Source organism: Ignatzschineria sp. RMDPL8A, assembly GCF_029815055.1.
Taxonomy (GTDB): domain Bacteria; phylum Pseudomonadota; class Gammaproteobacteria; order Cardiobacteriales; family Wohlfahrtiimonadaceae; genus CALZBJ01.
Window position 1 is genome coordinate 1,034,904 of record NZ_JAPPWA010000002.1, and the last position, 24,293, is coordinate 1,059,196.

Below are 24,293 nucleotides of genomic sequence, written 5' to 3' on the forward strand. Positions count from 1 at the left end.
GGAGATAATATGAAAAAAATCGGAATGATTGGAATCCTCGCCGTACTTTTAGTGGGATGCGCTAAAATGCCTGGGATGCATCAGTTTGATATTTTACAGGGCAACTATGTTGACGCATCGCGCCTTGAAAATGTAAAGCCGGGAATGAGTGAGCGTGAAGTGCTTCATATTCTCGGTACCCCTATGATTAAAGATAGTTTTGATGATACAGTATGGCATTATGTCTTTGCACATTATCGTTCAGACGGAGAAAAATTAGAACATTATCGCATCGCGGTTCAGTTCGATAAAAATCGTCGTGTTGTGAGTGTGAATCAAGAAGATCTCGATTCATAATAAGAGAGAATAGGTATGACAGATAAACGTTATCAGGTAATTTTTGAGGGGAAATTGATTCCTCCCATCAATCAAATGACGGCTCTTCGTAGACTAGCGGCGCTCTATAATGTTAAAAAAGAGCAACTTCGCTATCTGTTCGATGGAGCGAGTTATTGCATAAAATCCGGTGAGAAGCGTGGCGATGTGATGCCTTATTTTGTTGCATGTCGGAAAATTGGATTGGACGTGCAATTGCTGATCGATGGAAAAGCGGTACGCGATGAAAAAGAGATCAACGCGGCGGTTACCGAGATGGATCAGGTATTAAATTAACGGCTCTATTTTAAGTAGAGACGAGGCTAGGAGAGCAAAGAGATGAGTAAATTTTATGAGATGATTGGTAACGATGCCCCCTTTTTCCTCATTGCGGGAACGTGTGTAGTGGAATCAGAAGCGATGACCTTTGATGTTGCGGCGGCGCTTAAAGAGCTCACCGATGAGTTGGGCATTCCGTTTATCTATAAATCCTCTTTTGATAAAGCGAATCGCTCCTCTGAAAAGAGCTATCGTGGCCCAGGTCTTGAAAAGGGGCTTGCGATTTTAGAGAAAGTGAAAAAAGAGCTCGGGGTGATGATTTTGACCGATGTGCATGAAGATACCCCGCTCGATGAAGTGGCGTCTGTTGTGGATGTTCTGCAAACGCCCGCGTTTTTATGCCGTCAAACTAATTTTATCCAAAATGTGGCGCGCACAATGAAACCGGTGAATATCAAAAAGGGGCAATTTTTAGCGCCTTGGGATATGAAGCATGTGGTACAAAAAGCGCGTAGCGTCGGTAATGATGAAATTATGGTGTGTGAGCGCGGTGTTAGCTTTGGCTATAACAATTTAGTTTCTGATATGCGTTCGCTTGAAATTATGAAAGAGACGGGCTGTCCCGTGGTTTATGATGCAACCCATTCGGTTCAGCTTCCAGGCGGGCAAGGCACATCCTCAGGTGGGCAACGTGAATTTGTTCCTCCACTTGCGCGCGCTGCGGCAGCGGTCGGGGTTGCGGGCTTTTTTATGGAGACGCACCCAAATCCTGATGAAGCACTTTCAGATGGGCCAAACTCCATGCCTCTATCTGAGATGAAAGCACTGTTAACTCAGATTAAAGCCATTGATGCCATTGTAAAAGGGTTATAATTGGGTACGGTTCCTCACATTATTTTAGCCTCGCAATCCCCACGACGCCGGGAGCTTCTTGCGTTGATGGGATTGCCCTTCGAGGTATTAAAGGCGCAGATCGACGAAGATACTGCGCCTTTTACTGATCCTAAAACCTATGTCTTAGCGATGGCGCGCGGCAAAGCAGAGCTTGCGTTAGATACGCTTAAAAAAGAGGGAAGAGGATTAGAGAGTCATGAATTATTACTTTCGTCAGATACCGCGATTGCGATTGATGATGAAATTTTAGGCAAGCCGGTCGATTTTGCTGATTTTAAAGCGATGATGGCGCGTCTTTCAGGGCGCACCCACATTGTCTATTCAGCGATTGCACTCTATGGCATTGAGGATGATCAGGATGGCACAATTCGTTCTTCTATTAAGTTAAGCGAAAATCATGTGACCTTTATGACGCTTCCAGATGGGTTTGCCGAATATTATTGGGAAACCGGTGAGCCGCAGGATAAAGCCGGTGGTTATGCGATCCAAGGACTGATGGCGCCGATGATTGAAAAGATTGAAGGCTCATTTCATGCCATTATGGGATTGCCGCTCTATGAATTAAGGGAAGCACTCGCCGAGTTAGGGTATAATTATCCCATTCAAATTGCTAAAAACTGATGAGATGTTAAGTTGATATGTTAAAAGTTACACCGCCCAAGCAATCCCCTAAAGCGAAAACCGATGGCGTGACCACTGCCAGTCAAAAGCAGAGTCCTGAAGCTCAAAAAAAAGCGAGTAAGCCAAAGAAGAAGCGTAAAGCATCGGGCTCATCGCTCGGATGGGGTTTTTTCCAAGGATTTAATCTATTTTTAACCTTTGTGATCCTGCTCGGGCTCGGCATTGTGACCTATATTATGGTGGGCGGTGAAAATCGTCATCAAGGGTTGCCAAAATATGTGCTCGATCAAGCGACGGATAACGGTCAGGTGATTTTTAATCCGCAAATTCCTGAAGAGGTGCGCCAAAGTTATATCTATGTGCCACCGGTGAAAGAGGAGATCAATGCAGAAGAGCTCGAGCAGATCGAGCAGATTGCCAAAGCCCCTGATTTTGATCTAAAACTCTCAAGTGTAGGGGAAACAGTGGGGCAAGGTGAAGGGTCATCAACTGCAACTGATGATCAAGATTCGCTCCCTAAGTTATCACTTACCTCTGTTGGTAGTGATGCACTGAATGATGCAAATGCTGAAGATTTTGAGTTGGAACGGGCGCAAGTTCAAATCGAAAGTTTTATCGATCAAGCGCAACATGCGATGTCTGAGGGGCGTTATGTTGGCGTGAATCATGATGATGCGTACTATTTTTATACGCAAGTACTCTTTTTAGATGTCGAGAATCCAGTCGCGAAAGCAGGGCTTCATGACATTGCCAATCTCTACTTCCAAAATGCGCAAAAAGCGCTTTATGAAGGGGATCTCACCAATGCAGAGACCTTTATTAAGGTGGGGCTAGTAGTGATGCCAAATCATCGTGAACTCTTGCAGCTTGAAGATGAGTTTAAACGCTATTTAGAAACCATGCGCCTCAATTAGTTTGTGTTTTAAGATTTAAATAAAAACACCCAAAGGATCGATGAATGGCTCTTTGGGTGTTTTTTTATGTCGTGTGATTAAATTTTAATATTCACTATCTAGTCTAGCTGAACTATCTATTCAATCGGATCGGCAAGTGCGCCGGTATATTTTCGGTGTAGATCATGCCACGATTTTGAAAGTGCTTTTGTGGTGAAATAGGGCCCTGGTAATCGATAGCGGTTATAAAGATTATTAAGATCGATCTGTTTAGCGATGCGAGTGACAAGCTCAAGATCATGATCAAACTGGGCGATATACTCTTCCGTTTCACGGCGATCAAGATAACGAAACAGGATCTGATCGACCTCTTTAAAGGAGAGTTCAGCCCCGTCACACACATTCGGGTGGCGGAAAATCTCACTTTTTGCACCAGCCATCACCTCTTTGTTTAAAAGTTTGCCTTCAAGATCACGATAATCGGCAAGGCGTAAAATATCCGTGCGGTACAGGTCAATAAAAGGCATATAGTGGCCGGCTGCGGTCATTCCGTGACCTTTAAGTTTCAGCTTAATTTGGGTTTTATTAATCGGCCCGAGCACAATGGCGTTATGCAGATCACTAAAGGCAAGGAGTAATCCTTTTTTGTAGCGGTCAACGCTCTCTTCTGCCCAATTAATTGGGGGATCGATTGAGGCATCTTTCCGTTTTGACATTAATGCATTGCGTAGGTGATCTTTATTGATGTCATATTCATAAAGACGTACGTTGAGGCGTTTACAGAGCGTACGAATATTTTTAAGATCGCTTGGAAGATCATCGGCGGTGGTAAAGTGAACGGGATAAACCTTATCAGCTCCGAGCGCATCGACGGCAAGCGTTAACAGAAGATGGGATTCTAAGCATTTACCGATATAGAGTGTTACTTTATCTTCTGGTACATAATTGAGCATCTCTTGGAGACCAAACATCAGTGCGCGGTAGAGCGTTGCATCTAAATGTTCTTGCACCTCTAACGGTGGCAATTTGTTAATGGTATCAATATCAAAGAGCACGTGCCCTTCGTTAAACCGTTTGCCCCCACCGACCTGTTCGCCTCGGTCATTAATCACCATGGCATAGCCTGAAAAAATAAATTGATCGCAGGAGGTGAGCGCATTGGAGATAATGATGGGAGTTTGAATGGTTTTTGCGGTAGTTTGAAAGGCATTTCGATTGGTAAGATGGCGACGATTACTCCAGTGAAACGCACTCATCAATAAAAGCGCATCGCATTTTGGGAGACGATTAGGGTCGAGGAAGTCTTCGCTGATTGCAATCCCGATTGTCTTGCCTTTAATGGTGAAAGTGGTTGGCTTATCGCCCTGCGAAATATAGTAATTTTCCATCACAAGCTCAGTGGAGGAGAGTGTGCCTTTTCGGTGAATTCCAAGGATTTGCCCATTTTTGACAATCGCAGCGCTACTATAGAGAGAATGATGATCGCGCTCAGGGAAGCCAACGATGGCCACAATATCGGTGGAATGATGGGCGATCTCATAGAGTGCCTCGCGAGCGTCATCGATAAACTTAGGTTTTAAGAGATAATCGCTGGCCCCGTAGCCTGAAATCGTCAGTTCAGGGAAGAGGATAATATCGGCATTTGATTGTTTTGCCTGTGTGATCGCAGCTAAAATGCGCTTTTTATTATACTCGATATGTCCCGGCACGGTTTTCAATTGGGTCACTGCAATGGTTAATGTCATCTTCTTACCTTTATTGACAAGTCGTCAATGCATATCAACACGAAAGTATATATAATTATAGGTTATTACCATTATTATCATTATATTACATTGTCGACGATATAGCTTTAAATAGTGTGGTATTGATTAGAATCGTATGCAGTTTTTTGAGAAGGGTTAAGTATTGATGATAAGCATGCATAAAAAAGCCTCGATTTTGATGGGATATCATCATAAATCGAGGCTTTTTTTTACAGAAATATTAACTTATGCTTTGTATTGAATAAGCGCTTCCACAAACTCTTTTGCATTAAAGGGACGAAGATCATCGATCCCTTCACCCACGCCGATAAAGCGCACCGGAATCTTAAGCTCATCCGCAATGGCAAAGATAATTCCGCCTTTTGCCGTTCCGTCCATTTTGGTAAATGAGATGCCCGATAGGGGGACAAATTCATTAAATTGACGGGCTTGGTTGAGCGCATTTTGCCCCGTTCCCGCATCAACGACGAGCATCACTTCATGAGGCGCAGTCTCATCTAAACGTTTTGTGACGCGGTGAATTTTCTCAAGTTCTTTCATAAGGCCTGAATCGGTATGGAGGCGACCGGCGGTATCGGCAATTAAGATATCGACCTTTTTCGCTTTCGCCGATTCGATCGCATCAAAAATTACTGACGCAGGGTCAGCGCCATCTTTTTGTGACACGACGGGAATATGATTGCGCTCGCCCCATACTTTTAGCTGTTCAACGGCGGCAGCACGGAAAGTATCGCCAGCGGCAAGCATGACAGATTTACCTTCAGCTTGGAATTTTTTCGCCAATTTTCCAATGGTGGTGGTTTTACCCACGCCATTAACGCCCACCATTAAGATTATATAGGGCGCTTTAGTATTGTCGATTACGAGCGGTTCTTCCACCGGCGTTAAAATCTCTTCCATTTTGTGGCTGAGCGCCTTAAAGAGTTCATCTTGATTTGATAACGCTTTACGCGAAACTTCTTCGCGGATCGATTCAAGCATGCGTTCGGTGGCGTTAATGCCAACATCTGCAAGGAGAAGGCGGGTTTCGAGCTCTTCTAAAATCTCATCATCAATCTCTTTTTTCCCTAAGAAGAGATCGGCAAAGCCTTCAGTAAGGCCAGCGCTTGTTTTCGCGAGTTGTTTTTTAAGGCGTGCAAAAAAGCCCTGTTTTTTCGGTTTTTCTTGGGTTTCCTGTGTGGGCGCAGGCGTTTCGGGTTCGGGATCAACCTCGGTCTCTACTTCAGTTTTAGTGACGGATTCAGTTACTGTAGACTCGATAGCTGCAGGCTCATCTGGATCTTCGGCAATAGGCTCAGGCGTTGACGGCTCGTCCTGAATCTTTTCAATCTCTACAATCTCCTCATCTGAATCATCTTCGAGCGCTTCTAGATCGTCCTCTGATTCTTCATCTGTATCATCATCAGCGGAATCATCAAACATAAATGCATCGGTGAGTTCATTGGCAAATGCATTAAGATCGCGAGGGGATTCCGTTTCGCTCATCTCTTCGAGAGTTTTGTCTAAAACTTGTTCAGCTTCATCGACTGTTTCGGGCGATGATTCGAATGAATCTGGTTCAGGGGTGATCGCTTCAGGCGCGGTTTCCGTTCCAATATCTGTGGAAGAAGGGGCGTCTGAAACCGCTTTTTCTTCTGAAACGGGCGCGAAATCAGCATCATTTTTGACTGAATCTTCTACAACTTCAGGGGCTTCATCTTTTGAAGAACCGCCAAATAATCGGCTAAACCAGCCTCTTTTCGTTTTTTTTGTCATCGACAATCCTAATAACAGTTGAAAATATAAAAAAATGTGTAACAATATAGACCTACTGTATTTTAACAGGTTGCACTTTGAATTGTTACTCCGAATTCAGCACGAATCGGATGACAAATTAGAAATTTGAACATATTGTTCGATTTTTGATAAAAGGGCATAAAAGTCTTGATTACAGAGCTCGGACGTTATATACTTTAACGCCTTTACAGTAGGCATATAGCTCAGCTGGTTAGAGCACCACCTTGACATGGTGGGGGTCGTTGGTTCGAATCCAATTATGCCTACCAATTTGGGCCTTTAGCTCAGTTGGTTAGAGCTCTCGACTCATAATCGAGCGGTCGCTGGTTCGATTCCAGCAAGGCCCACCATCCTACCTAATCTGTTAATCTTCCCCCCTCAGGTCTCACATGAAAGTTTTAAAAGATAGAGTGATCAAAGATGGTGTTGCATTTGATGATGGCACGCTCAAAGTCGATAGTTTCATCAATCACCAAATGGATCCTATTTTAATGAAATCGATTGCGGTCGAGTTCGTTAGACGTTTCGCAAATCTCCCCATTAACAAAATCATCACGATTGAAGCAAGCGGTATTGCGCCGGCGATTATGCTCGGTTATCTGCTTGAGCTTCCGGTGGTGTTTGTGAAAAAGAAAACCCCCAAAACCATGGAAAAAATGTACACTTCATCGGTCTATTCATTCACGAAAGATCGTCGTTATGATGTGTGCATTAGCCAAGAATACCTTTCAAGTGAAGATAATGTGGTCTTTATTGACGACTTCCTTGCCAACGGTAATGCGGCGCTTGGGGTTAAAGATCTGATCGATCAAGCAGGCGCGAACCTCTTTGGAATGGGGTTTGTGCTCGAAAAAAGTTTCCAAGTAGGCCGTTCACGCTTAGAAGAGCACAACATCAATGTTGAGTCGCTCGTGCGCGTTAAATCGTTAAAAGATGACGAAATCGAATTTATCGATTAATCCTTGATTTGACGTATGGTGGACATTCTCTTAATTACGCTTAATGCGCGATATACTCACGCTTCGCTCGGGCTCCGTTATTTAAAAGCGAACCTTGGCGAGCTTGAATCGCGTGCGGAAATTTTAGAATTCACCATTTCGCAAAGTAAAGAAGAGATGCTTGAGGCGATCTATCGGCACTCACCGAAAATGCTCACCTTTGGTATCTATATCTGGAACTTCCTCGAAACCACTTCGCTCATTAAAGATCTGCGCGAATTGATGCCTGAGCTGATTATTTCCATTGGCGGGCCAGAAGTCTCCTATGAATATCGAGATACGGAGGTGTTTAACGCCGCCGATTATCTCATTACCGGTTGGGGCGATGTGAGTTTTTATGAGCTCTGCCGTTCGATTTTTATCGATAAAACCCCGCATCCTGAAAAAGTGATCATTGGAAAACAGCCACCGCTCGATCAAATTAAACTTCCCTATCATCTCTATACCGATGAGGACATTGCCCATCGCACCGTCTATGTTGAGGCGTCGCGCGGGTGTCCCTATAAATGTGAGTTTTGTTTGTCGAGCCTAGATAAAACGGCGTGGCGTTTTCCGCTTGAAACGTTTTTAGATGCGATGGATTCGCTCTATCAGCGAGGGTTACGCCAATTTAAATTTATTGATCGCACCTTTAATCTTAAAAAAGATTTTACCCTTGCGATTTTAGATTTCTTCTTAGATAAAATTGAAGAAAATCCCGATGATCCGCTCTTTTTGCACTTTGAATTAGTACCCGATGTGATCTCCGATGAGCTTAAAGCGAAGATTTTAGAATTCCCGGATGGCTCAATGCAGTTTGAGGTGGGGATTCAGACGCTTAATCCGGTTACGCAAAAACTCATTTCGCGTCGCACCGATCTTGTTAAAGCGAAAGAGAATATCAGTTGGCTCTCCAATCATACCGATGTCCATCTTCACGTGGATCTCATTGTCGGGCTTCCCGATGAGACGATTGACGAATTTGGCAAGGGCTTTAATGAGCTCTGGTCGTGGGATCCACAAGAGATTCAAGTGGGGATTTTAAAGCGTCTAAAAGGGACGCCGATTATTCGCCATACGACGGAATATCAATTTAAATATAGCCAAGAGCCGCCATATTCGGTGCTCGAAAATCGCAATATGCCCTTTTTAGTGGTGCAGGAGTTGGAACGATTTGCGAAGTTTTGGGACCTCATTTCAAACTCGGGGCGCTTTCAAACAACGCTTCCCCTAATTTTAAAAGAGGATGCCTTTGCCGAATTTCGGGCGCTCTCTAATGCGCTCTATGCGGAATTAAAACGCACGCACAGTATTTCTCTTGACCGGTTATTTCGCTCGGTGTTTCGTTATTTAGTTGAACGGGAAAAAGATCCCAAAGAGAGCATTATCCGCGCGATGGCTGATGATTTTTCTCGCACGGGAATTAAGGGTTGGCCGAAGTATTTAGGCGAGCGTCCTGAGCCAAAGGTTGAGGAGCTTTCACCGGAACTTGCCGCGCTTCCAAAACGTCAACAACAGCATCGCCGCTAACCGATCATTGATAACGGACAGACAATGGTCAGGCATCCATCTATTCACTAACGCCCTCAAGGATTGAGACATGAGTGAACCTTCATTTCAGCAAGGCTTGAAAAAACGCCATATCTACTTAATTGCGCTCGGTTCCGCGATCGGAACGGGGCTTTTTTACGGCTCAAGTAATGCAATTCAACTGGCAGGACCTTCGGTGTTGCTCGCCTATGTGATTGCGGGGCTTGCGGTCTTTTTTGTAATGCGCTCACTTGGTGAGATGGCGCTCCGTAAGCCGCTTTCAGGCTCCTTTGGCAGTTATGCAACCCTCTATATTTCGCCGCTCGCAGGATTTATCACCGGCTGGTCCTATGTCTTTGAGATGGCGTTGGTTTGCCTTGCCGATATCACTGCATTTGCAACCTATATGAAGTTTTGGTACCCGAGTGTCGATCCGTGGATTTGGACGCTCGGGGTGACCTTTTTAATCGGCGGATTTAATCTTATGCCGGTTAAAGTCTATGGGGAATTTGAATTTTGGCTCTCGATGATTAAAGTGCTCGCGATTGTCGGCATGATTGTGGCGGGTGTCTCCATTTTACTCTTTGGATTTGGGTATCATGGAGAGGGGAGTGGATATGCGCCAACGCTCACCAATCTCTGGAAAGAGGGTGGCTTTTTCCCCAATGGCGTGACCGGATTTTTAATGGCGCTCTCGGTCGTTGTTTTTGCGTTTGGCGGGATTGAGGTGATCGGGCTCACTATTATCGAAGCGAAAGATTCCCACGAGAGCATTCCCAAAGCGATCAACACCATTCCGTTTCGGATTCTCCTTTTTTATGTGATGGCGATCGGCATTATTATGGCGCTCATTCCATGGCATCAAATCGGCATTGATGGCAGTCCATTTGTGCTGATTTTTGAGCGATTAGGGATTCATTGGGCGGCAGATCTGCTTAATTTTGTGGTGGTCACCGCGGCGGTTTCCGCGATTAATAGTGACCTCTATGGCGCAGGGCGGATGATTCACGGGCTTTCGGAGCAAAATCAAGCGCCGAGCTGGCTCGGGAAATTATCGCAAAAAGGAGTGCCGAGCAATGCGGTATTTGTGATGAGTGGAACATTAATTGTCGGTGTGGTGCTCAATTATTTCTATCACGATGGTCTCTTCTTTATTATTGCTGCGCTGGCGACCTTTGCAACGGTATTGGTTTGGTTGATGATTCTGTTATCGCAGATGGCGATGCGGTTAAAAATGTCAAAAAATGAGGTGAATCAGCTCGCGTTTCCGGTACTTTTTTGGCCGATCGGACCGATCATCGCGCTACTTTTTATTCTATTTACCATCGTAATGCTGGGGGTGTACGATAATACTCGCAGTGCGCTTTGGGTGGGATTATTATGGATTGCGTTATTGATCGGCGTTTACGGGATTTTCTATCGTAAACGTGCATAAAAAAAGCCCAAAGAGTGATTCCTTTGAGCGATTTGCATCAATTAAAATGCTGACTTTTTATTTCTCGTCGATCTTTTTTTTCTTTCCAATAATGGGGCGAGTACGGGCCGTGGAGAATGTTGTTGCGATAACCGGCTGAGAGTAGGGTGCGACTCGTTTTTTGCCCAACTTCATAGCTGTAATCTGAAACGGTGGCGCTAATTTGGCTCACAACCGGTTAAAATGAGTGCGCCCATCATGATCGAGAGGAGTTGCTTTTCATAGAGTTCCTTGTTTAAAGAGGTAGAGGGTAAAAATTAGGAGAAGTGATTTGAGCGTTAAAAGGAATGTGTTTGTCTATAAATGTAAAGAATTATAGAGAAGCGTCAGTAATTACGGCCTTTGATTCACTTATTCCGCTTATTTTAGGCAATAAAAACCCCGAAGTAGGGTGACTGTCGGGGTGGTATAAAATAGTTTAATTGAGCTCGTCAAGGAGCGGCGATTGATTTATCGCGTTAAAAGGGTGGAGTGTCCAGTCATTCTCGCTCGCCAGAGCCTTAATTTTCGTTAAGGTATCGGCATCTGGTTTCGCTATATATATAGAGGCGCCGGTTCCGGTAATAAATGGATCGGTATTCATCGCCGTTAATTGCTCCATATAGCGCTTCATTTTGGGGTAATGATGGAAAATTGCCGATTCACAATCATTAATTTTGCGCGACTCATCAAAATAGATCCCCTCAAGGCGCGGATTGTGACGCGAGAGATGCTCGCTCTCAAAGACTTTGCGCGTACTAATGGGGATATTAGGCACAATGAGTAGCATCTCCTCTTCCGGGAGTGAAATCGGTTGTAGTTTCTCGCCGATTCCTTCTGCCCAGGCAGATTTCCCGTAGATAAAGATAGGGACATCGGCCCCAAGTTTTGCGCCAAGCTCGATCAATTTTTCGGTCGAGAGCTCAAGATCATAAAGATGATTGAGAACGAGTAGGGTCGTGGCTGCATTGGAACTCCCACCACCGACACCACCGCCCATAGGGAGATTTTTAATAAGATCGATCTCAAGGTGGAAGGTTTGTCCGCTCTCTTTTTCCAATAACACAATGGCGCGATAGATTAAATCCTCATCGAGTGAGAAATTATCATGAGGATAATGGAAAATCACGCCACCGTGGGCGCGTTTTTTAAAGCCGATCTGATCATTTAATGTGGTGAATTGGAAAATGGTCTGCAGATAGTGATAGCCATTAGCCTCGCGGCGTACCACTTTCAACATCCGATTAATTTTTGCAGGTGAGGAGTAGTATTTCATTATTGAATGATCCAACGTTCGATGAGAAGACGGAGGCGAATGTCATCGCCACGGGAGAGGGTCATGCGCTCAGGAAGGGTTAAGCCTGCCTTGCGAACCCACGATTGATATTCTACGTGCCAGCCCGCTTCGTTAAAAGAGCTAAGTCGCTTTTGTTTGTCATAGATTAATTCGGTGGCGCTATTTATATCGGCGGGTTTCCCTGAGAGCCACGCTTTGGTACCTGAAATGGGCCATTTAAAATCCGTTAATGCGTAAAAGAGCTCGTCGGGGGATTCGCCTTTATAGGTTTGTCCGTCCGTTGTGATCGATGTGACGACGGGGGTAATCTTAATATCGGTTTTTCCTTGGCCAAATGCGCCTTGAACGGTGATGTTCGTTTCATCTTGATCTTTTTGATCCCAAATAATGCTCACTTGACCATTAAATTCGGGGGATTTTACTGCCGATCGAGCGATCGCTTTATAGTGATTGGCCTCATTTAACGAGGTGTAATTAGTGGTTGCGCAAGATGCAAGAATAAAACCAGAAAAAATTAAGGGGACTAAACGACTGAATTTGATTGGGTTTGTCATAGTTTATAGTAGTTGTATAAAAATTAATCTTGAAGAAAACAGAATTGATGGTATTATTTCACACGTCGGTTAGGAACGGCAAACGAAAAAGCCCTCCCCACTGGTTAATAATTAAACAGTAAATCGACTAGACAAGCTGAAAATTATCTATATAATAGATGTTCCTCAGATGGGCTATAGCCAAGCGGTAAGGCAGCGGGTTTTGATCCCGCCATTCCCAGGTTCGAATCCTGGTAGCCCAGCCAACTTTTTTAGGTATTGCGCCTGTAATTATTTTCTAACATATGATCTAAAATGAAAATGCCCCTTTACATGCCTCAGCAATGCCTATATTCTAATATACAATTCCCAACAATCTACAACAGAAACAAAAAGGAATCTTTGTCATGAGCAAAGAGCAGATGATGGTGTTTGCCGGAAACGCCAATCCTGAACTCGCTAAGAAAGTGGTCAAACATTTAGGGCTTGAGTTAGGGGATGCTACTGTCGGTCGTTTTTCTGATGGGGAAGTAATGATCTCCATAAATGAGAATGTTCGCGGTAAGGATGTCTTTTTTATTCAGCCTACCTGTTATCCAACCAATGACAATATTATGGAATTAATGGTAGCGTTAGATGCTATGCGTCGCGCGTCCGCTCGCAGAATTACTGCGGTTATCCCATATTTTGGCTACTCTCGTCAAGATCGTCGTCCACGTTCAGCGCGTGTTCCGATCTCTGCAAAAGTTGTGGCAAACATGCTCACAAGCGTTGGCTGTGACCGTGTTCTTACCATCGACCTTCACGCAGACCAAATCCAAGGATTCTTTGAAATCCCCGTAGATAACATCTACGCATCTCCTGTAATCCATGAAGATATCATGGCGTGCGCGGGTGAAAATGTGGCCGTTGTGTCACCGGATGTTGGTGGTGTGCTTCGTGCGCGTGCAGTAGCAAAACAGATTCCAGGTGCTGATTTAGTGATTATCGATAAACGTCGTCCTGCGCCAAACGTAGCGGAAGTGATGAATATTATCGGTGATGTGAAAGGCAAAAACTGCATTATTGTTGATGACATTGTAGATACAGCGGGAACGCTTTCATCAGCCTCGAAAATCCTTAAAGAGAAGGGTGCAGCATCGGTTAAAGCATACTGTACTCATCCAATCTTCTCAGGAAAAGCAATTGAGAATATTGCTAATTCAGGATTAGATGAGATGGTGGTAACGGATACAATTCCATTACGAGATGCGGCAAGAGAGTGCCCGAAAATCCGTGTGATTTCAATCTCAAACATCATCGCTGAAACGATTGAACGTATTCATAACGAAGAATCGGTCAGTACACTGTTCGCAAACGCGTAATAAAGATGGGCTCAAACCCAACGAAATGTTTGTGATTAAGAGGGGAAGACGCTATATTGCGTCTTCTTTTGTTTATAACGATAGGAGATAAGATATGAGTCGCGAAGTTGAGTGCGTAAAGTTAAAAAAACGAGCAGCAGGCTTAGCTCGCTTACCTTATCCAGGTGAGCTTGGTAAACGTATTTTTGAGCAAGTTTCACAAGAAGCGTGGAACGATTGGCTCCGTCATCAAACCATTTTAATTAATGAGTATCGTATCGATCCTATGGATCCTCAAGCACGTGCATTTGTTGAGAAACAGATGGAAGAATTTTTCTTCGGAACGGGCGGCGATCTTCCGGATGAATTTGTCCCTGAAAAATAATTTCGTAAAAAGCCCTTAAAAGGCTTGACGATTGTCTGAAATAGCTTTAATGTAAAAGTTATGAAGACAAAAATAGAAATCAACCAATTACTACGACTTATCCTGCTGTAATTAGCACACTTTGCTAGTTACAGCTTTTTATTGGATTTAATTTAGTTGTTTTAATGGTTGGTTTTTTATTGTGAAAAAAATACATATAAGTAGAGTCTCTTTAACTCCCCCCCGATTTGATTACATTTTTCTAAAAGTCATTCGCTGGTTTGCCATTACGATGTGGCAGCGACTTAGGAGCGTTTTGTCTTAATTTTGCCGTAATAATAATTATGCAGAATTAAGGGTTAGGCGCTAACAAATATTTACACTAAAAATCCCCTAAGTAACGATACAGACGAATTTAAACCATACTGGAGAAAGAAAAATGATTAAGAATCCTCAAACCAAATACGAACGTTTCCAAGTCCCCAATTACAAAAACCGTACCTGGCCCGATAATGAGATTGAAAAGGCACCACGCTGGTTAAGTTCTGACTTACGTGATGGAAATCAGTCGCTTGTTGAGCCGATGAGCGTTGAGCAAAAAATCCGGATGTTTGATCTTTTACTTGAGTGCGGATTTAAAGAGATTGAAGTCGGCTTCCCGTCAGCCTCAGATACTGAATTTAACTTTGTGCGTAAATTAATCGATGAAAATCGCATTCCTGAGGATGTGACAATTCAAGTGTTAACTCAATCGCGCCAAGATTTGATTGAGCGCACCTTTGAAGCATTAAAAGGGTGTAAAACTGCGATTATTCATAGCTATAACGCCACTTCGCCCACATTCCGCCGAGTCGTATTTAATATGGAGATGGATGAGGTGAAAGCGCTTGCGGTAAAAGGCGCGACATTAATTAAAGCGGAAGCGGAAAAATATCCTGAAACCGATTGGTTCTTTGAGTATTCGCCTGAGGTTTTCTGCGATACTGAGCTTCCTTTTGCGTTAGAGGTGTGTGAAGCGGTGATTGATGTTTACCAGCCAACGCCTGAAAAACCGCTTATTTTAAACTTACCAGCAACGATTGAAGTGGCAACACCGAACGTTTATGCTGACCAAATTGAGTGGTTCTGCGATCATATCTCATGCCGTGATTCGGTGGTGATTAGTGCGCACGTACATAATGACCGAGGCTGCGCGGTGGCGGCAACAGAGCTTGCTTTAATGGCGGGTGCTGACCGTGTTGAAGGTTGCTTATTTGGTCATGGTGAGCGTACGGGGAATGTGGATTTAGTCACCGTTGCGATGAATATGTACTCTCAAGGGATCGATCCTCAGCTTGATTTTAGCAAGATGAACACAATTGTTCGCGAGGTTGAGCACTGTACTGATATTAAAGTTCACCCGCGTCATCCGTATGCGGGAGAGCTTGTCTTTACCGCGTTCTCAGGCTCGCACCAAGATGCGATTCGTAAAGGCTTAGCAATTATGAAAGCTAATCCCGAGCAAAAATGGCGCGTTCCCTATTTACCAATTGACCCATTTGATGTTGGGCGTTCGTATGAGGCGGTGATTCGCGTTAATAGTCAGTCCGGAAAAGGTGGCGTTGCTTATCTTTTAGAAGAAGATCACGGCATTGAAATGCCCCGTCGTTTACAGATCGAATTTAGCCGAATTGCGCAATATCATGCCGATAGTGAAGGGGTGGAATTAACCTCACAACGCATTTTCGATATCTTCGAGCGCGAATATTTTAAAGATTTAAATGATGTGGTCATTAAACAGCCGTTAGAGCTTAAAGAAGATGCCGATGGCAATGCCTGTGCCGATGTGACCTTCATTGTGCGAGGTGATAAAGAGGTGACAGCACACGGCCGCGGAAATGGTCCGATTGCGGCATTAGTAAGCGCATTAAACAGCGGCTTTAACAAAGGTGTGGACGTGATTGATTATAACGAACACGCACGCAGTACCGGGTCTGAAGCGGAAGCGGTGGCTTATGTTGAGATGCAGGTGGGTGCAAAAACGATCTTCGGTGCCGGCGCACACTCAAATACGTCGCGCTCATCGATTCAAGCAGTGATGTCAGCGTTTAACCGTGCGATCAAAAAAGGCTTAATCGAGCTTGATGCATAACCCTATCTATCATTAGTATGATCAAAAAAGGCGTCTTCGGGCGCTTTTTTTATTGCCTTTAGGAATCGAAATAGAGCATGACAAGCGAGATGGATTCGCTATAATGACGTTACTTCGTTCATCAAACTATTAGGAGAGCGTATTATGAAAAAACTATTAACCTTATCAGGCGTCGCGGCGGTAATGTTGTTTAGCGCAGCGCAGGCGGGATACAGTGATGAGTTCAAAGAGTCGTTTAAAAAAGAGTGCGAAAAAGGTGAATCAAAAGCCTATTGTGAGTGCGCATTAACTGAATTTGAACAGCGTGTTGATGAAAAACGTCTCACAGAGTTTTATAAAGCGGAAGATCGTGCGAGCCAAGATAAACTCAACGATCTACTCAATACGGTACAAACTCGTTGTACTGCAAAAGTTAAATAACGATAACAACTAGACCTATCAGACGATCGGCGTCATCTTGTGGTTTTAAAGAGTAAAATCATCAGATGACGTTTTTATTTGTCACAGCAAATCAAAAAGGCGAATTAAGGAAGGTGAATCAATGAGGGGAGATTCAATGAAACAGTTATTTAAATGGATTAGTGCGGTGATGGTAGGCGTATTATTGAGCAGCATATCGTTTGCACAAACGAAACATCCTGACTATTCTCCACAGATTAAAGAGAGCTTTTTGTCGGGATGTATTTTAGATCCAGAGCTCACCAATTATTGCCATTGCATCATTAATGATCTTCCCAATCACTTAAGTGAAAAGGCGTTTGGCCGGGCGAGTGAAGCGTTGATGCGCGGCGAGATGACAGCTGAAACTGAAGGCGTGGCGAAATCGATCAGTCGCTGCTTGCCAGAGGTGCCCGAAACGTTAATGCAGCCTCAATAATGAGCGGGTAAGTGGTTGAAGTGATCTAAAAGCGCGGGATCGGCCCGAATTAAATTGGGCAATGCGTGGCAAAAACTGCTAAAATTACCAATCATTTATTTCTAAGTATTGTCAAATAAGAGAGTTAGAATGAAATATCTTTTTACCTCGGAATCTGTCTCCGAAGGGCATCCTGATAAAGTTGCCGATCAGATTTCAGACGCGATATTAGATGCCATCCTTACCGAAGATAAAGACGCGCGCGTTGCGTGTGAAACCTTAATCAAAACGGGGGTTGCCATCATAGCAGGTGAAGTGACCACCTCTGCATGGGTGGATCTTGAAGATCTCGTGCGCGGTGTGATTACCGATATCGGCTACAACTCATCGGCGGTAGGATTCGATGGGGATACCTGCGGGGTCTTAAATCTAATCGGTAAACAGAGTGTTGATATTGCTCAAGGGGTCGATCGTACGATTCCAGAAGAGCAGGGCGCGGGCGACCAAGGATTGATGTTTGGATTTGCCTCCAACGAAACCGATGTCTTAATGCCAGCACCGATTACTTATGCGCACCGTTTAATGGAGCGTCAAGCTGAGGTAAGAAAATCGAAACAACTCGCTTGGTTACGCCCCGATGCGAAAAGTCAGGTCACCTTTGCGTATAACGAAGATGGCACGATTTCGCACATCGATGCGGTGGTATTATCAACGCAACATAGCCCTGAAGTAACGCAAAAAGATGTCAAAGAAGCGGTGATGGAACTCATCATTAAGAAAGTGCTTCCGGCGGAATGGCTCACTAAAGAGACGAAATATCACATCAACCCTACCGGGATTTTTGTGATCGGCGGACCTGTGGGCGACTGCGGTTTAACCGGCCGTAAAATTATTGTTGATACCTATGGCGGTATGGCTCGTCACGGCGGCGGTGCATTTTCTGGAAAAGATCCCTCGAAAGTGGACCGTTCTGCGGCGTATGCTGGCCGTTATGTGGCTAAAAATATTGTGGCAGCAGGGCTTGCTGACAAGTGTGAAATTCAAGTATCGTATGCGATTGGTGTGGCAGAGCCGACATCAATTTCCATTACGACTTTTGGAACGAATCATGTTCCAGAAGAGACGATCGAAGCGCTCGTGCGCAAACATTTTGACCTCCGTCCATACGGAATCACCAAAATGCTCGATCTTCTACACCCCATCTATCGCCCAACAGCGAGCTATGGTCATTTCGGACGGGATCCTTACGAGGTGAACTACACCGGAAATGATGGCGTATTGCAACGTTGTATGGCATTTAGCTGGGAACAAACCGATAAGGCGGATCTATTACGTGCCGAGGCGGGACTCTAATCGCCGTTTTTAGGATAAAAACGGTAAACTTTAGAGATAAATGAAAGGTATGGAGAAGGCTTTTTCTAAAGCACGCTCCGCCTTTTAACTTGACTTTTTGACATAAAAAGCTAAAATTAGCTGTTGTCTTATTGTGAATTATAGACTTTTGAGAAAAAGTAACCTGAAAAAAGTCTAGAGAAACGTTTAAATAGAAAGGAATTTAGGGATGAAACGTACATTTCAACCAAGCATTATCAAAAGAAAACGTAACCACGGTTTCCGCGCACGTATGGCTACTAAAGGTGGTCGTCAAGTGATTAATCGTCGTCGCGCTCGCGGTCGTGCTCGTTTATCTGCTTAATTATCGATAGATTATTCGATATTTAACTCTATTATTTAACTAAAGAGCGCTTGTTATGAAAATAATAGGCGCTTTTTTGTTTTTTTGTCTATCTCATTCTTGATAAATTCATTAGGTGCTCCTTGACTGATCAAAGCTTTACGCGTGACAAACGTCTCTTAACGCCCGCCGATTATGCTGCTGTATTTGAGAAAAATCGCCGCTCGCGAGATGGCTCATTTATGGTCTTAGCGCATCGGCGAAAAGGTACGAAAGAGGCTCGTCAAGGCGCGCGTCTTGGGCTTGCGATCGCGAAGAAAAACCTAAAACGTGCGGTGGATCGAAATTTAGTGAAGCGCATTGTGCGTGAATCATTTCGGCATTCACAAATGCAGTTAGAGGGATTAGACATTGTGGTGTTGGTTCAACGAAATGTGAATCTCACCGATAGAGCAGCACTTCATCAATCGTTACAGATGCATTGGAACAAAGTCGAGGAATTATGCGGACGCTCATGATTTGGCTCATTAAAGGGTATAAATACTTTTTAAGTCCATTTTTTGGCAGTCAGTGCCGTTTTGAGCCGACCTGTTCAACCTATGCCATTCAAGCGATTGAAAAATATGGCGCAATTAAAGGGGGCTGGCTGATGATTAAACGTCTGGTGCGGTGCCAACCTTGTTGTGAAGGGGGAAAAGATCCGGTGCCGTAGAATAAAGGTATCGGTTTTTTCATTTGATTGTTAAAATAAGGCTTTTTATAAAGTAAAGAATTCTATCTATGCAGAGCAGTAATCAATACCGGCTTATTTTATGGGCATCGCTTGTCGTTGTTGCCTATCTTCTATATTCCAATTGGGTGACGGCGAATAATCCGGCGCCTGAGAAGCCTGTCGTAGCGGAGATGACGACTGGAAATGCGGTGAATGCGGTGAATGGCGATATTCCAACGTTAAGCACGGAAGATGCGACCAATTCCATTATTCACGTGCGCACCAATGTGTATGATATTAAAATTCAAACACAGGGCGGTGATATCGTTGAAATGGGGCTTACCTCATATCCAGAATCGCTTGAAAACGACGATAAACCCTATAAATTAATGGGGCATGATTCGGAGCGTTTCCGTCTTAATAAAACCGGCCTTCTCAATACCGATGGTAGCGCCGCAAATCACAATACACTCTATGTCGCAGAAGCGAGTGAGTTTGTGATGAAAGAGGGCGAAAATTCGCTTGTTGTGCCACTTTATTATGAAGATAAAGCGAACAACATCACCTATGTGAAGCGTTATATTTTCGAGCGTGATTCGTTCAACATCCACTTTGAGCAAGAGGTGATTAACCACTCGGATTCAGTGTGGAGCGGTAAAGAGTATCGTCAGCTGGTTGAAAAAGAGATGACGCAAGAATCCTCTGGCTTTATCGGCGCGCAGAGCTATCGCGGGCCTGTAATTTCATTCCCGAATGATGATTACAAATATGAGAAAATCAAATACAAAAACATGGTGAAAAAAGAGGGTAAAACCTTTGTTCCCCGTGAATTTAGCGGTCAAGATGGTTGGATGGCACTCATTGAGCAATACTTTGTGGTTGCGTGGGTTCCTGGTAAATCAAAAGAAGATGTCGGCCATTTAAGTACGATCGAAACCCGTCATGATCAAAATGGTAATAACGCCGCTGATACTGAATATGTGCTGCGCATGTACGATCAGTACAATACCGAGATCGCACCGGGTAAAAGTCATATCTTTGAGAGCCGTTTTTATGCCGGTCCTAAAGATAAAGATCAGTTAGCGGCAACCGCTGAGAAGCTTGATCTTACCCTTGACTACGGCTGGTTAAGCCCGATTTCAAACATCATGCTTAAAATCCTTAAGTTCTACCATAGCTTTACCGGGAACTGGGGTTGGTCGATCATTTTATTAACGATCACCGCGAAAGTGGCACTGCTCTATTTTGCGAATAAAGGGTATGTATCGATGGCGAGAATGCGTCATGTGACCCCTAAATTGCAATTGATTCGTGAGCAATATGCTGATGATAAAATGAAGCTTCAAGAAGAGATGATGAAGCTCTATCGCCAAGAAAAGATTAATCCGTTAGGGGGATGCTGGCCGATCATCATTCAGATCCCGATCTTCATTGCACTCTTCTGGATGTTAAAAGAGAGCGTTGAACTTCGCCAAGCGCCTTGGATCTTCTGGATTAAAGACTTATCACAAATGGACCCATATTTCGTATTGCCGATTCTCATGGGGGTGACGATGTTCTTCCAACAACGCCTCAACCCAGCGCCAACGGATCCTACGCAAGCGAAAATTATTAAGTGGATGCCATTTGTCTTTACCTTTATGTTTATGTGGTTCGCATCGGGCATCGTGCTCTACTGGGTAGTGAATAACTTACTCACTATTTTACAGCAGAGCATCATTATGAAGCGCGTCGAAGCGGGCGATAAAAAGCCAGCCGCGGCGGATAAATAACCGATAAATCAAGGTTAATTAAAATACGTTAAATCCCCAACATTGTTTGGGGATTTTTTCACTGTAGATGAGGTGAATATGTTAAAAGATAGAACCATTGCAGCGATTGCAACGAGCACTGGCATTGGCGGAATTGGGATTGTCCGTTTGTCGGGGCGTGAGAGTTTAGCCATTGCCCAAAAAATGACGCGTTTAACGGAATTTACGCCGCGGATGGCGCAGTTTTCCCCCTTTTTAGATGAGAGTGGGACGGCGATTGACGAGGGCGTTGTACTCTATTTTAAAGGCCCGAATTCCTTTACCGGCGAAGATGTGGTGGAACTTCAAGGTCATGGCGGTGTTACGGTGTTAAGCCGAGTGTTAGCGCGGGCGATTGAGCTTGGCGCAGAACCTGCTCGCCGTGGAGAATTTTCAGAGCGCGCTTTTATTAATGGCAAACTCGATCTTGTGCAAGCAGAAGCGATTCACGACTTAATTATTAGTGAGAGTGAAGCGCAGGCAAAAGCAGCGATGAATTCGCTCCGAGGCGGCTTTTCTAAAGAGGTGAATGGTCTTTTAGATACGCTCGTTGAGCTTCGCGTTTACATTGAAGCCGCGATCGATTTTAGTGAAGAAGATATCGACTTTATCTCCGATGGCAATGTGCTTGTTCGCCTTGAAGATCTCGACCAAAAAGTCAAAACCCTTCTTAAAAACGCTGGGCAAGGCAAACTCTTAACTGATGGCCTTCAGGTAGTATTAGCCGGCCGCCCAAATGCGGGGAAATCGAGTCTGCTTAACGCACTTTCCGGCGAAGAGACGGCGATTGTGACAGAGATTGAGGGAACCACGCGGGACCTTCTGCGTGAACGCATTGTGATCGATGGCATGCCCCTTCATATTATCGATACCGCAGGACTGCGCGAAACTGATAACATTGTTGAAGCGGAAGGCATTAAGCGCGCGAAAGCAGCGATTAAAGAGGCGGATCTTGTTCTTTGGCTGCATGATGATGAAAGTGGCGAGCGCGAGATTGATCCGGAGCTATTAGAGCTCAATATCCCGATTCTATACATTCACAATAAGATCGATCTTTCAGCAAAAAAAGCGGGGCAATATGAGGATTATATTGCCATGAGCGCAAAAACTGGTGATGGTCTTGATATTTTGAAAACCGCGATTTTAGAGGTTGCCGGCGTTACTCGTACCGAAGGATTATTCAGTGCTCGTGAGCGCCATATCTTCTCGCTTAAAGCGGTGCTTGCACACTTTGAAGTGGCGCTTGAATTGATCCGTGCGGAGCATAGTATTGAGCTTGTCGCCGAAGAGCTTCGTCTAGCGCAAAGTTCGCTCGGGGAAATTACCGGTGAATTTACCCACGATGAGTTATTGGGCGAGATCTTCTCAAGTTTCTGCGTTGGGAAATAATTGCGTCATCTCTTTGCTGAGAATATGTTAAGAAATGAGTTAAGAAATGCCTCTAAATTTAGGCTTATTGGATCGAGAGATAGAGCGAGACAATAAGCCTTTTTTATTGCCCTTGTACTTCTTATCAAATCGCGGTAGTTTAAAGGGAAATCGCTTTTTTCTATCCGATAACAACAATAAAAAAGGATTGCTATGACCTCCTTAATTTCAGATCAACAATCGCTCCTGTTGTGGGCGTTTATCATCATTGCAGCGAGCGTTTCCATTTTGGTTGAACAGCGCTACGCGTGGTCGTCGAAAGTGCCGGGCGCGGTGATTGCACTGATAATTGCCATTGGATTTTCGAGCTTTAAAATCATTCCGACCGATGCGCCAGTGTATGACGCAGTATGGGGCTATGTAGTGCCGTTTGCGATTCCGCTCCTTCTTTTTCAGGTCAATGTGGCGAGCATTTTTAAAGAGAGTCGCAGACTGCTGTTTATCTTTTTAATTAGCTCGGTGGGGACGATGATTGGCGCGGTGATTGCATTTTTCCTCTTCCGTAATGCGATTCCTGAACTCGATAAAATTACCGGCATGATTAGTGCCTCCTATATTGGCGGCGGGGTCAATTTCGCAGCGATGACGGCAAAGCTCGAGCCCTCAAAAGATATGACGGCCTCAACCATTGTGGCGGACAATCTTATCATGGCGCTCTATTTCATTATTTTGGTGACGATTAGCGGGATGATGTGGTTTCGTAAACGCTTTGCAACGCCCCACATTGACGCAGTGGAGAAGAGCCTTGCGGGAAGTGAGAGCGATAATTTAGCGAAAGCTTATTGGACACCGAAAGCGATCTCGCTGAAAGACATTGCCATCAATATGGCGGTAACGGTGTTTTTGGTGGCGGCTTCCTTTACCTTAGCCGATCTTCTCTCTCCCCTTAAAGTGCACGCAAGTGGCATCGTCTCAGAGATTGCGATCGGGCTTGTTACCGATAAATACCTCATTTTAACGACGCTCACCTTTATTGTGATTGCGCTCTTTCAATCCCACTTTCAAAAATTGAGTGGTAGCCAAGAGATGGGCACCTATATGATCTATCTCTTTTTTGTGGTGATCGGGATTCCGGCATCGCTGCCGCTGATTATCCAAAATGCGCCGCTGCTGCTTTTATTTGTGATCACCATTATGAGCATGAATCTTGTGGTGAGCCTCCTGTTTGGGAAGCTCTTTAAGTTTTCTCTTGAGGAGATTTTGCTCGCATGTAATGCCAATGTGGGCGGTCCGACCACGGCTGTGGCCATGGCGATTAGTTGCGGTTGGCGCAATTTAATTGGGCCGATTTTAGTGATCGGAACGGTGGGATATGTGATCGGAAACTATGCCGGCACGATTATTTATACAATTTTAACGCGCTTTATGGGAGCTTAATGGATGAGCGGTGAGCTGTTTGGAAAAGAGGATTTGGTGAAGTTAGCCAATGATCGCATGCCCTTTGGAAAATATGCCGGCAGGCGCTTGATTGATCTGCCGGAAGCCTATCTTCTCTGGTTTGAAGGGAAGGGCGGCGGCTTTCCAAAGGGAGAGCTGGGGCGACTTTTAAAATTGGCGCTAATGCTTAAAATCGATGGCACCGATCGGCTCATTCATCCGCTTAAATCGGGGCGAGATTAGT

At 44.5% G+C, this 24,293-nt stretch carries 25 protein-coding genes and 3 tRNA genes; 24 read left to right on the forward strand and 4 right to left on the reverse strand.

Features of this window, described 5'->3' with window-relative positions:
• Window positions 1–9 precede the first annotated feature (9 nt).
• From bamE to OXI21_RS06270, 5 genes are read left to right on the forward strand one after another with little or no spacing between them, the layout of a single operon-like run.
• Window positions 10–336: an outer membrane protein assembly factor BamE gene (bamE, locus tag OXI21_RS06250; RefSeq protein WP_279618702.1), complete on the forward strand. Its 327-nt coding sequence runs from the start codon at window positions 10–12 to the stop codon at window positions 334–336.
• Window positions 337–351: 15 nt separating this feature from the next.
• Window positions 352–651: a hypothetical protein gene (locus OXI21_RS06255; RefSeq protein WP_279618703.1), complete on the forward strand. Its 300-nt coding sequence runs from the start codon at window positions 352–354 to the stop codon at window positions 649–651.
• A gap of 42 nt (window positions 652–693) precedes the next feature.
• Window positions 694–1,506 (forward strand): 3-deoxy-8-phosphooctulonate synthase, encoded by an 813-nt coding sequence (kdsA, locus tag OXI21_RS06260; RefSeq protein WP_279618704.1) that lies wholly within the window; start codon window positions 694–696, stop codon window positions 1,504–1,506.
• Window positions 1,507–2,148 carry a Maf family protein gene (locus OXI21_RS06265; RefSeq protein WP_279618705.1) on the forward strand — a complete coding sequence of 214 codons (642 nt, stop codon included), beginning with the start codon at window positions 1,507–1,509 and terminating at the stop codon, window positions 2,146–2,148.
• A gap of 17 nt (window positions 2,149–2,165) precedes the next feature.
• A complete protein-coding gene (locus OXI21_RS06270; protein ID WP_279618706.1) occupies window positions 2,166–3,062 on the forward strand; it encodes a hypothetical protein in 897 nt (298 codons plus the stop codon).
• A gap of 116 nt (window positions 3,063–3,178) precedes the next feature.
• On the opposite strand, the gene OXI21_RS06275 is transcribed toward OXI21_RS06270, so the two are convergent.
• Both OXI21_RS06275 and ftsY read right to left on the reverse strand, forming a co-directional pair.
• On the reverse strand, window positions 3,179–4,786 hold the full coding sequence (locus OXI21_RS06275) for a nitrilase-related carbon-nitrogen hydrolase (protein WP_279618707.1): 1,608 nt from the start codon (window positions 4,784–4,786) through the stop codon (window positions 3,179–3,181).
• A 246-nt stretch (window positions 4,787–5,032) separates the two neighbouring features.
• Complete coding sequence (ftsY, locus tag OXI21_RS06280) at window positions 5,033–6,562, reverse strand: signal recognition particle-docking protein FtsY (protein WP_279618708.1); 1,530 nt, start codon at window positions 6,560–6,562, stop codon at window positions 5,033–5,035.
• 213 nt (window positions 6,563–6,775) lie between these two features.
• Between ftsY and OXI21_RS06285 the strand changes: the two genes are divergently transcribed.
• The 5 genes from OXI21_RS06285 to OXI21_RS06305 all read left to right on the forward strand — a co-directional run bounded on the left by OXI21_RS06285 (window position 6,776) and on the right by OXI21_RS06305 (window position 10,525).
• Window positions 6,776–6,852: transfer RNA gene (locus OXI21_RS06285), tRNA-Val, on the forward strand.
• Between the two features lie 4 nt (window positions 6,853–6,856).
• Window positions 6,857–6,933: transfer RNA gene (locus OXI21_RS06290), tRNA-Ile, on the forward strand.
• 39 nt (window positions 6,934–6,972) lie between these two features.
• On the forward strand, window positions 6,973–7,542 hold the full coding sequence (gene xpt, locus OXI21_RS06295; RefSeq protein WP_279618709.1) for a xanthine phosphoribosyltransferase: 570 nt from the start codon (window positions 6,973–6,975) through the stop codon (window positions 7,540–7,542).
• A 15-nt stretch (window positions 7,543–7,557) separates the two neighbouring features.
• Window positions 7,558–9,090, forward strand: a complete 1,533-nt coding sequence (locus OXI21_RS06300) for a DUF4080 domain-containing protein (protein ID WP_279618710.1) — start codon at window positions 7,558–7,560, stop codon at window positions 9,088–9,090.
• 70 nt (window positions 9,091–9,160) lie between these two features.
• Window positions 9,161–10,525: an amino acid permease gene (locus tag OXI21_RS06305; RefSeq protein ID WP_279618711.1), complete on the forward strand. Its 1,365-nt coding sequence runs from the start codon at window positions 9,161–9,163 to the stop codon at window positions 10,523–10,525.
• A gap of 457 nt (window positions 10,526–10,982) precedes the next feature.
• Here OXI21_RS06305 and ispE read toward each other — a convergent pair whose 3' ends face one another.
• Both ispE and lolB read right to left on the reverse strand, forming a co-directional pair.
• A complete protein-coding gene (gene ispE, locus OXI21_RS06310; RefSeq protein ID WP_279618712.1) occupies window positions 10,983–11,819 on the reverse strand; it encodes a 4-(cytidine 5'-diphospho)-2-C-methyl-D-erythritol kinase in 837 nt (278 codons plus the stop codon).
• A complete protein-coding gene (gene lolB / locus OXI21_RS06315) occupies window positions 11,819–12,394 on the reverse strand; it encodes a lipoprotein insertase outer membrane protein LolB (RefSeq protein ID WP_279618713.1) in 576 nt (191 codons plus the stop codon). Before lolB ends, ispE begins: the two co-directional genes overlap by 1 nt.
• A 170-nt stretch (window positions 12,395–12,564) precedes the next feature.
• Here lolB and OXI21_RS06320 point away from each other — a divergent pair.
• From OXI21_RS06320 to OXI21_RS06385, 14 genes are all read left to right on the forward strand, one after another.
• A tRNA-Gln gene (locus tag OXI21_RS06320) sits at window positions 12,565–12,639 on the forward strand.
• A 141-nt stretch (window positions 12,640–12,780) separates the two neighbouring features.
• On the forward strand, window positions 12,781–13,737 hold the full coding sequence (locus OXI21_RS06325) for a ribose-phosphate pyrophosphokinase (RefSeq protein ID WP_347815493.1): 957 nt from the start codon (window positions 12,781–12,783) through the stop codon (window positions 13,735–13,737).
• A 94-nt stretch (window positions 13,738–13,831) separates the two neighbouring features.
• Complete coding sequence (locus OXI21_RS06330) at window positions 13,832–14,101, forward strand: oxidative damage protection protein (protein ID WP_279618714.1); 270 nt, start codon at window positions 13,832–13,834, stop codon at window positions 14,099–14,101.
• Between the two features lie 418 nt (window positions 14,102–14,519).
• Window positions 14,520–16,211, forward strand: coding sequence for a 2-isopropylmalate synthase (leuA, locus tag OXI21_RS06335; RefSeq protein ID WP_279618715.1), 1,692 nt, complete (start codon window positions 14,520–14,522; stop codon window positions 16,209–16,211).
• A 144-nt stretch (window positions 16,212–16,355) separates the two neighbouring features.
• A complete protein-coding gene (locus OXI21_RS06340) occupies window positions 16,356–16,631 on the forward strand; it encodes a hypothetical protein (protein WP_279618716.1) in 276 nt (91 codons plus the stop codon).
• 136 nt (window positions 16,632–16,767) lie between these two features.
• Window positions 16,768–17,088, forward strand: a complete 321-nt coding sequence (locus OXI21_RS06345) for a hypothetical protein (protein WP_279618717.1) — start codon at window positions 16,768–16,770, stop codon at window positions 17,086–17,088.
• Between the two features lie 129 nt (window positions 17,089–17,217).
• Window positions 17,218–18,420, forward strand: coding sequence for a methionine adenosyltransferase (metK, locus tag OXI21_RS06350; protein WP_279618718.1), 1,203 nt, complete (start codon window positions 17,218–17,220; stop codon window positions 18,418–18,420).
• A 208-nt stretch (window positions 18,421–18,628) separates the two neighbouring features.
• Window positions 18,629–18,763, forward strand: a complete 135-nt coding sequence (rpmH, locus tag OXI21_RS06355; protein WP_279618719.1) for a 50S ribosomal protein L34 — start codon at window positions 18,629–18,631, stop codon at window positions 18,761–18,763.
• 122 nt (window positions 18,764–18,885) lie between these two features.
• Window positions 18,886–19,260 carry a ribonuclease P protein component gene (gene rnpA, locus OXI21_RS06360; RefSeq protein ID WP_279618720.1) on the forward strand — a complete coding sequence of 125 codons (375 nt, stop codon included), beginning with the start codon at window positions 18,886–18,888 and terminating at the stop codon, window positions 19,258–19,260.
• Window positions 19,245–19,454 carry a membrane protein insertion efficiency factor YidD gene (gene yidD / locus OXI21_RS06365; protein ID WP_279618721.1) on the forward strand — a complete coding sequence of 70 codons (210 nt, stop codon included), beginning with the start codon at window positions 19,245–19,247 and terminating at the stop codon, window positions 19,452–19,454. The genes rnpA and yidD overlap by 16 nt, the downstream gene beginning before the upstream one ends.
• A gap of 68 nt (window positions 19,455–19,522) precedes the next feature.
• Window positions 19,523–21,226, forward strand: coding sequence for a membrane protein insertase YidC (gene yidC, locus OXI21_RS06370; RefSeq protein WP_279618722.1), 1,704 nt, complete (start codon window positions 19,523–19,525; stop codon window positions 21,224–21,226).
• Window positions 21,227–21,304: 78 nt separating this feature from the next.
• Window positions 21,305–22,633 carry a tRNA uridine-5-carboxymethylaminomethyl(34) synthesis GTPase MnmE gene (gene mnmE, locus OXI21_RS06375; protein WP_279618723.1) on the forward strand — a complete coding sequence of 443 codons (1,329 nt, stop codon included), beginning with the start codon at window positions 21,305–21,307 and terminating at the stop codon, window positions 22,631–22,633.
• A 192-nt stretch (window positions 22,634–22,825) separates the two neighbouring features.
• The gene (locus OXI21_RS06380; RefSeq protein WP_279618724.1) at window positions 22,826–24,049 is read left to right on the forward strand and encodes a DUF819 family protein; all 1,224 of its coding nucleotides are present in this window, start codon (window positions 22,826–22,828) and stop codon (window positions 24,047–24,049) included.
• A 15-nt stretch (window positions 24,050–24,064) separates the two neighbouring features.
• The gene (locus OXI21_RS06385) at window positions 24,065–24,292 is read left to right on the forward strand and encodes a DUF3820 family protein (protein ID WP_347815518.1); all 228 of its coding nucleotides are present in this window, start codon (window positions 24,065–24,067) and stop codon (window positions 24,290–24,292) included.
• Window position 24,293: the final 1 nt, after the last annotated feature.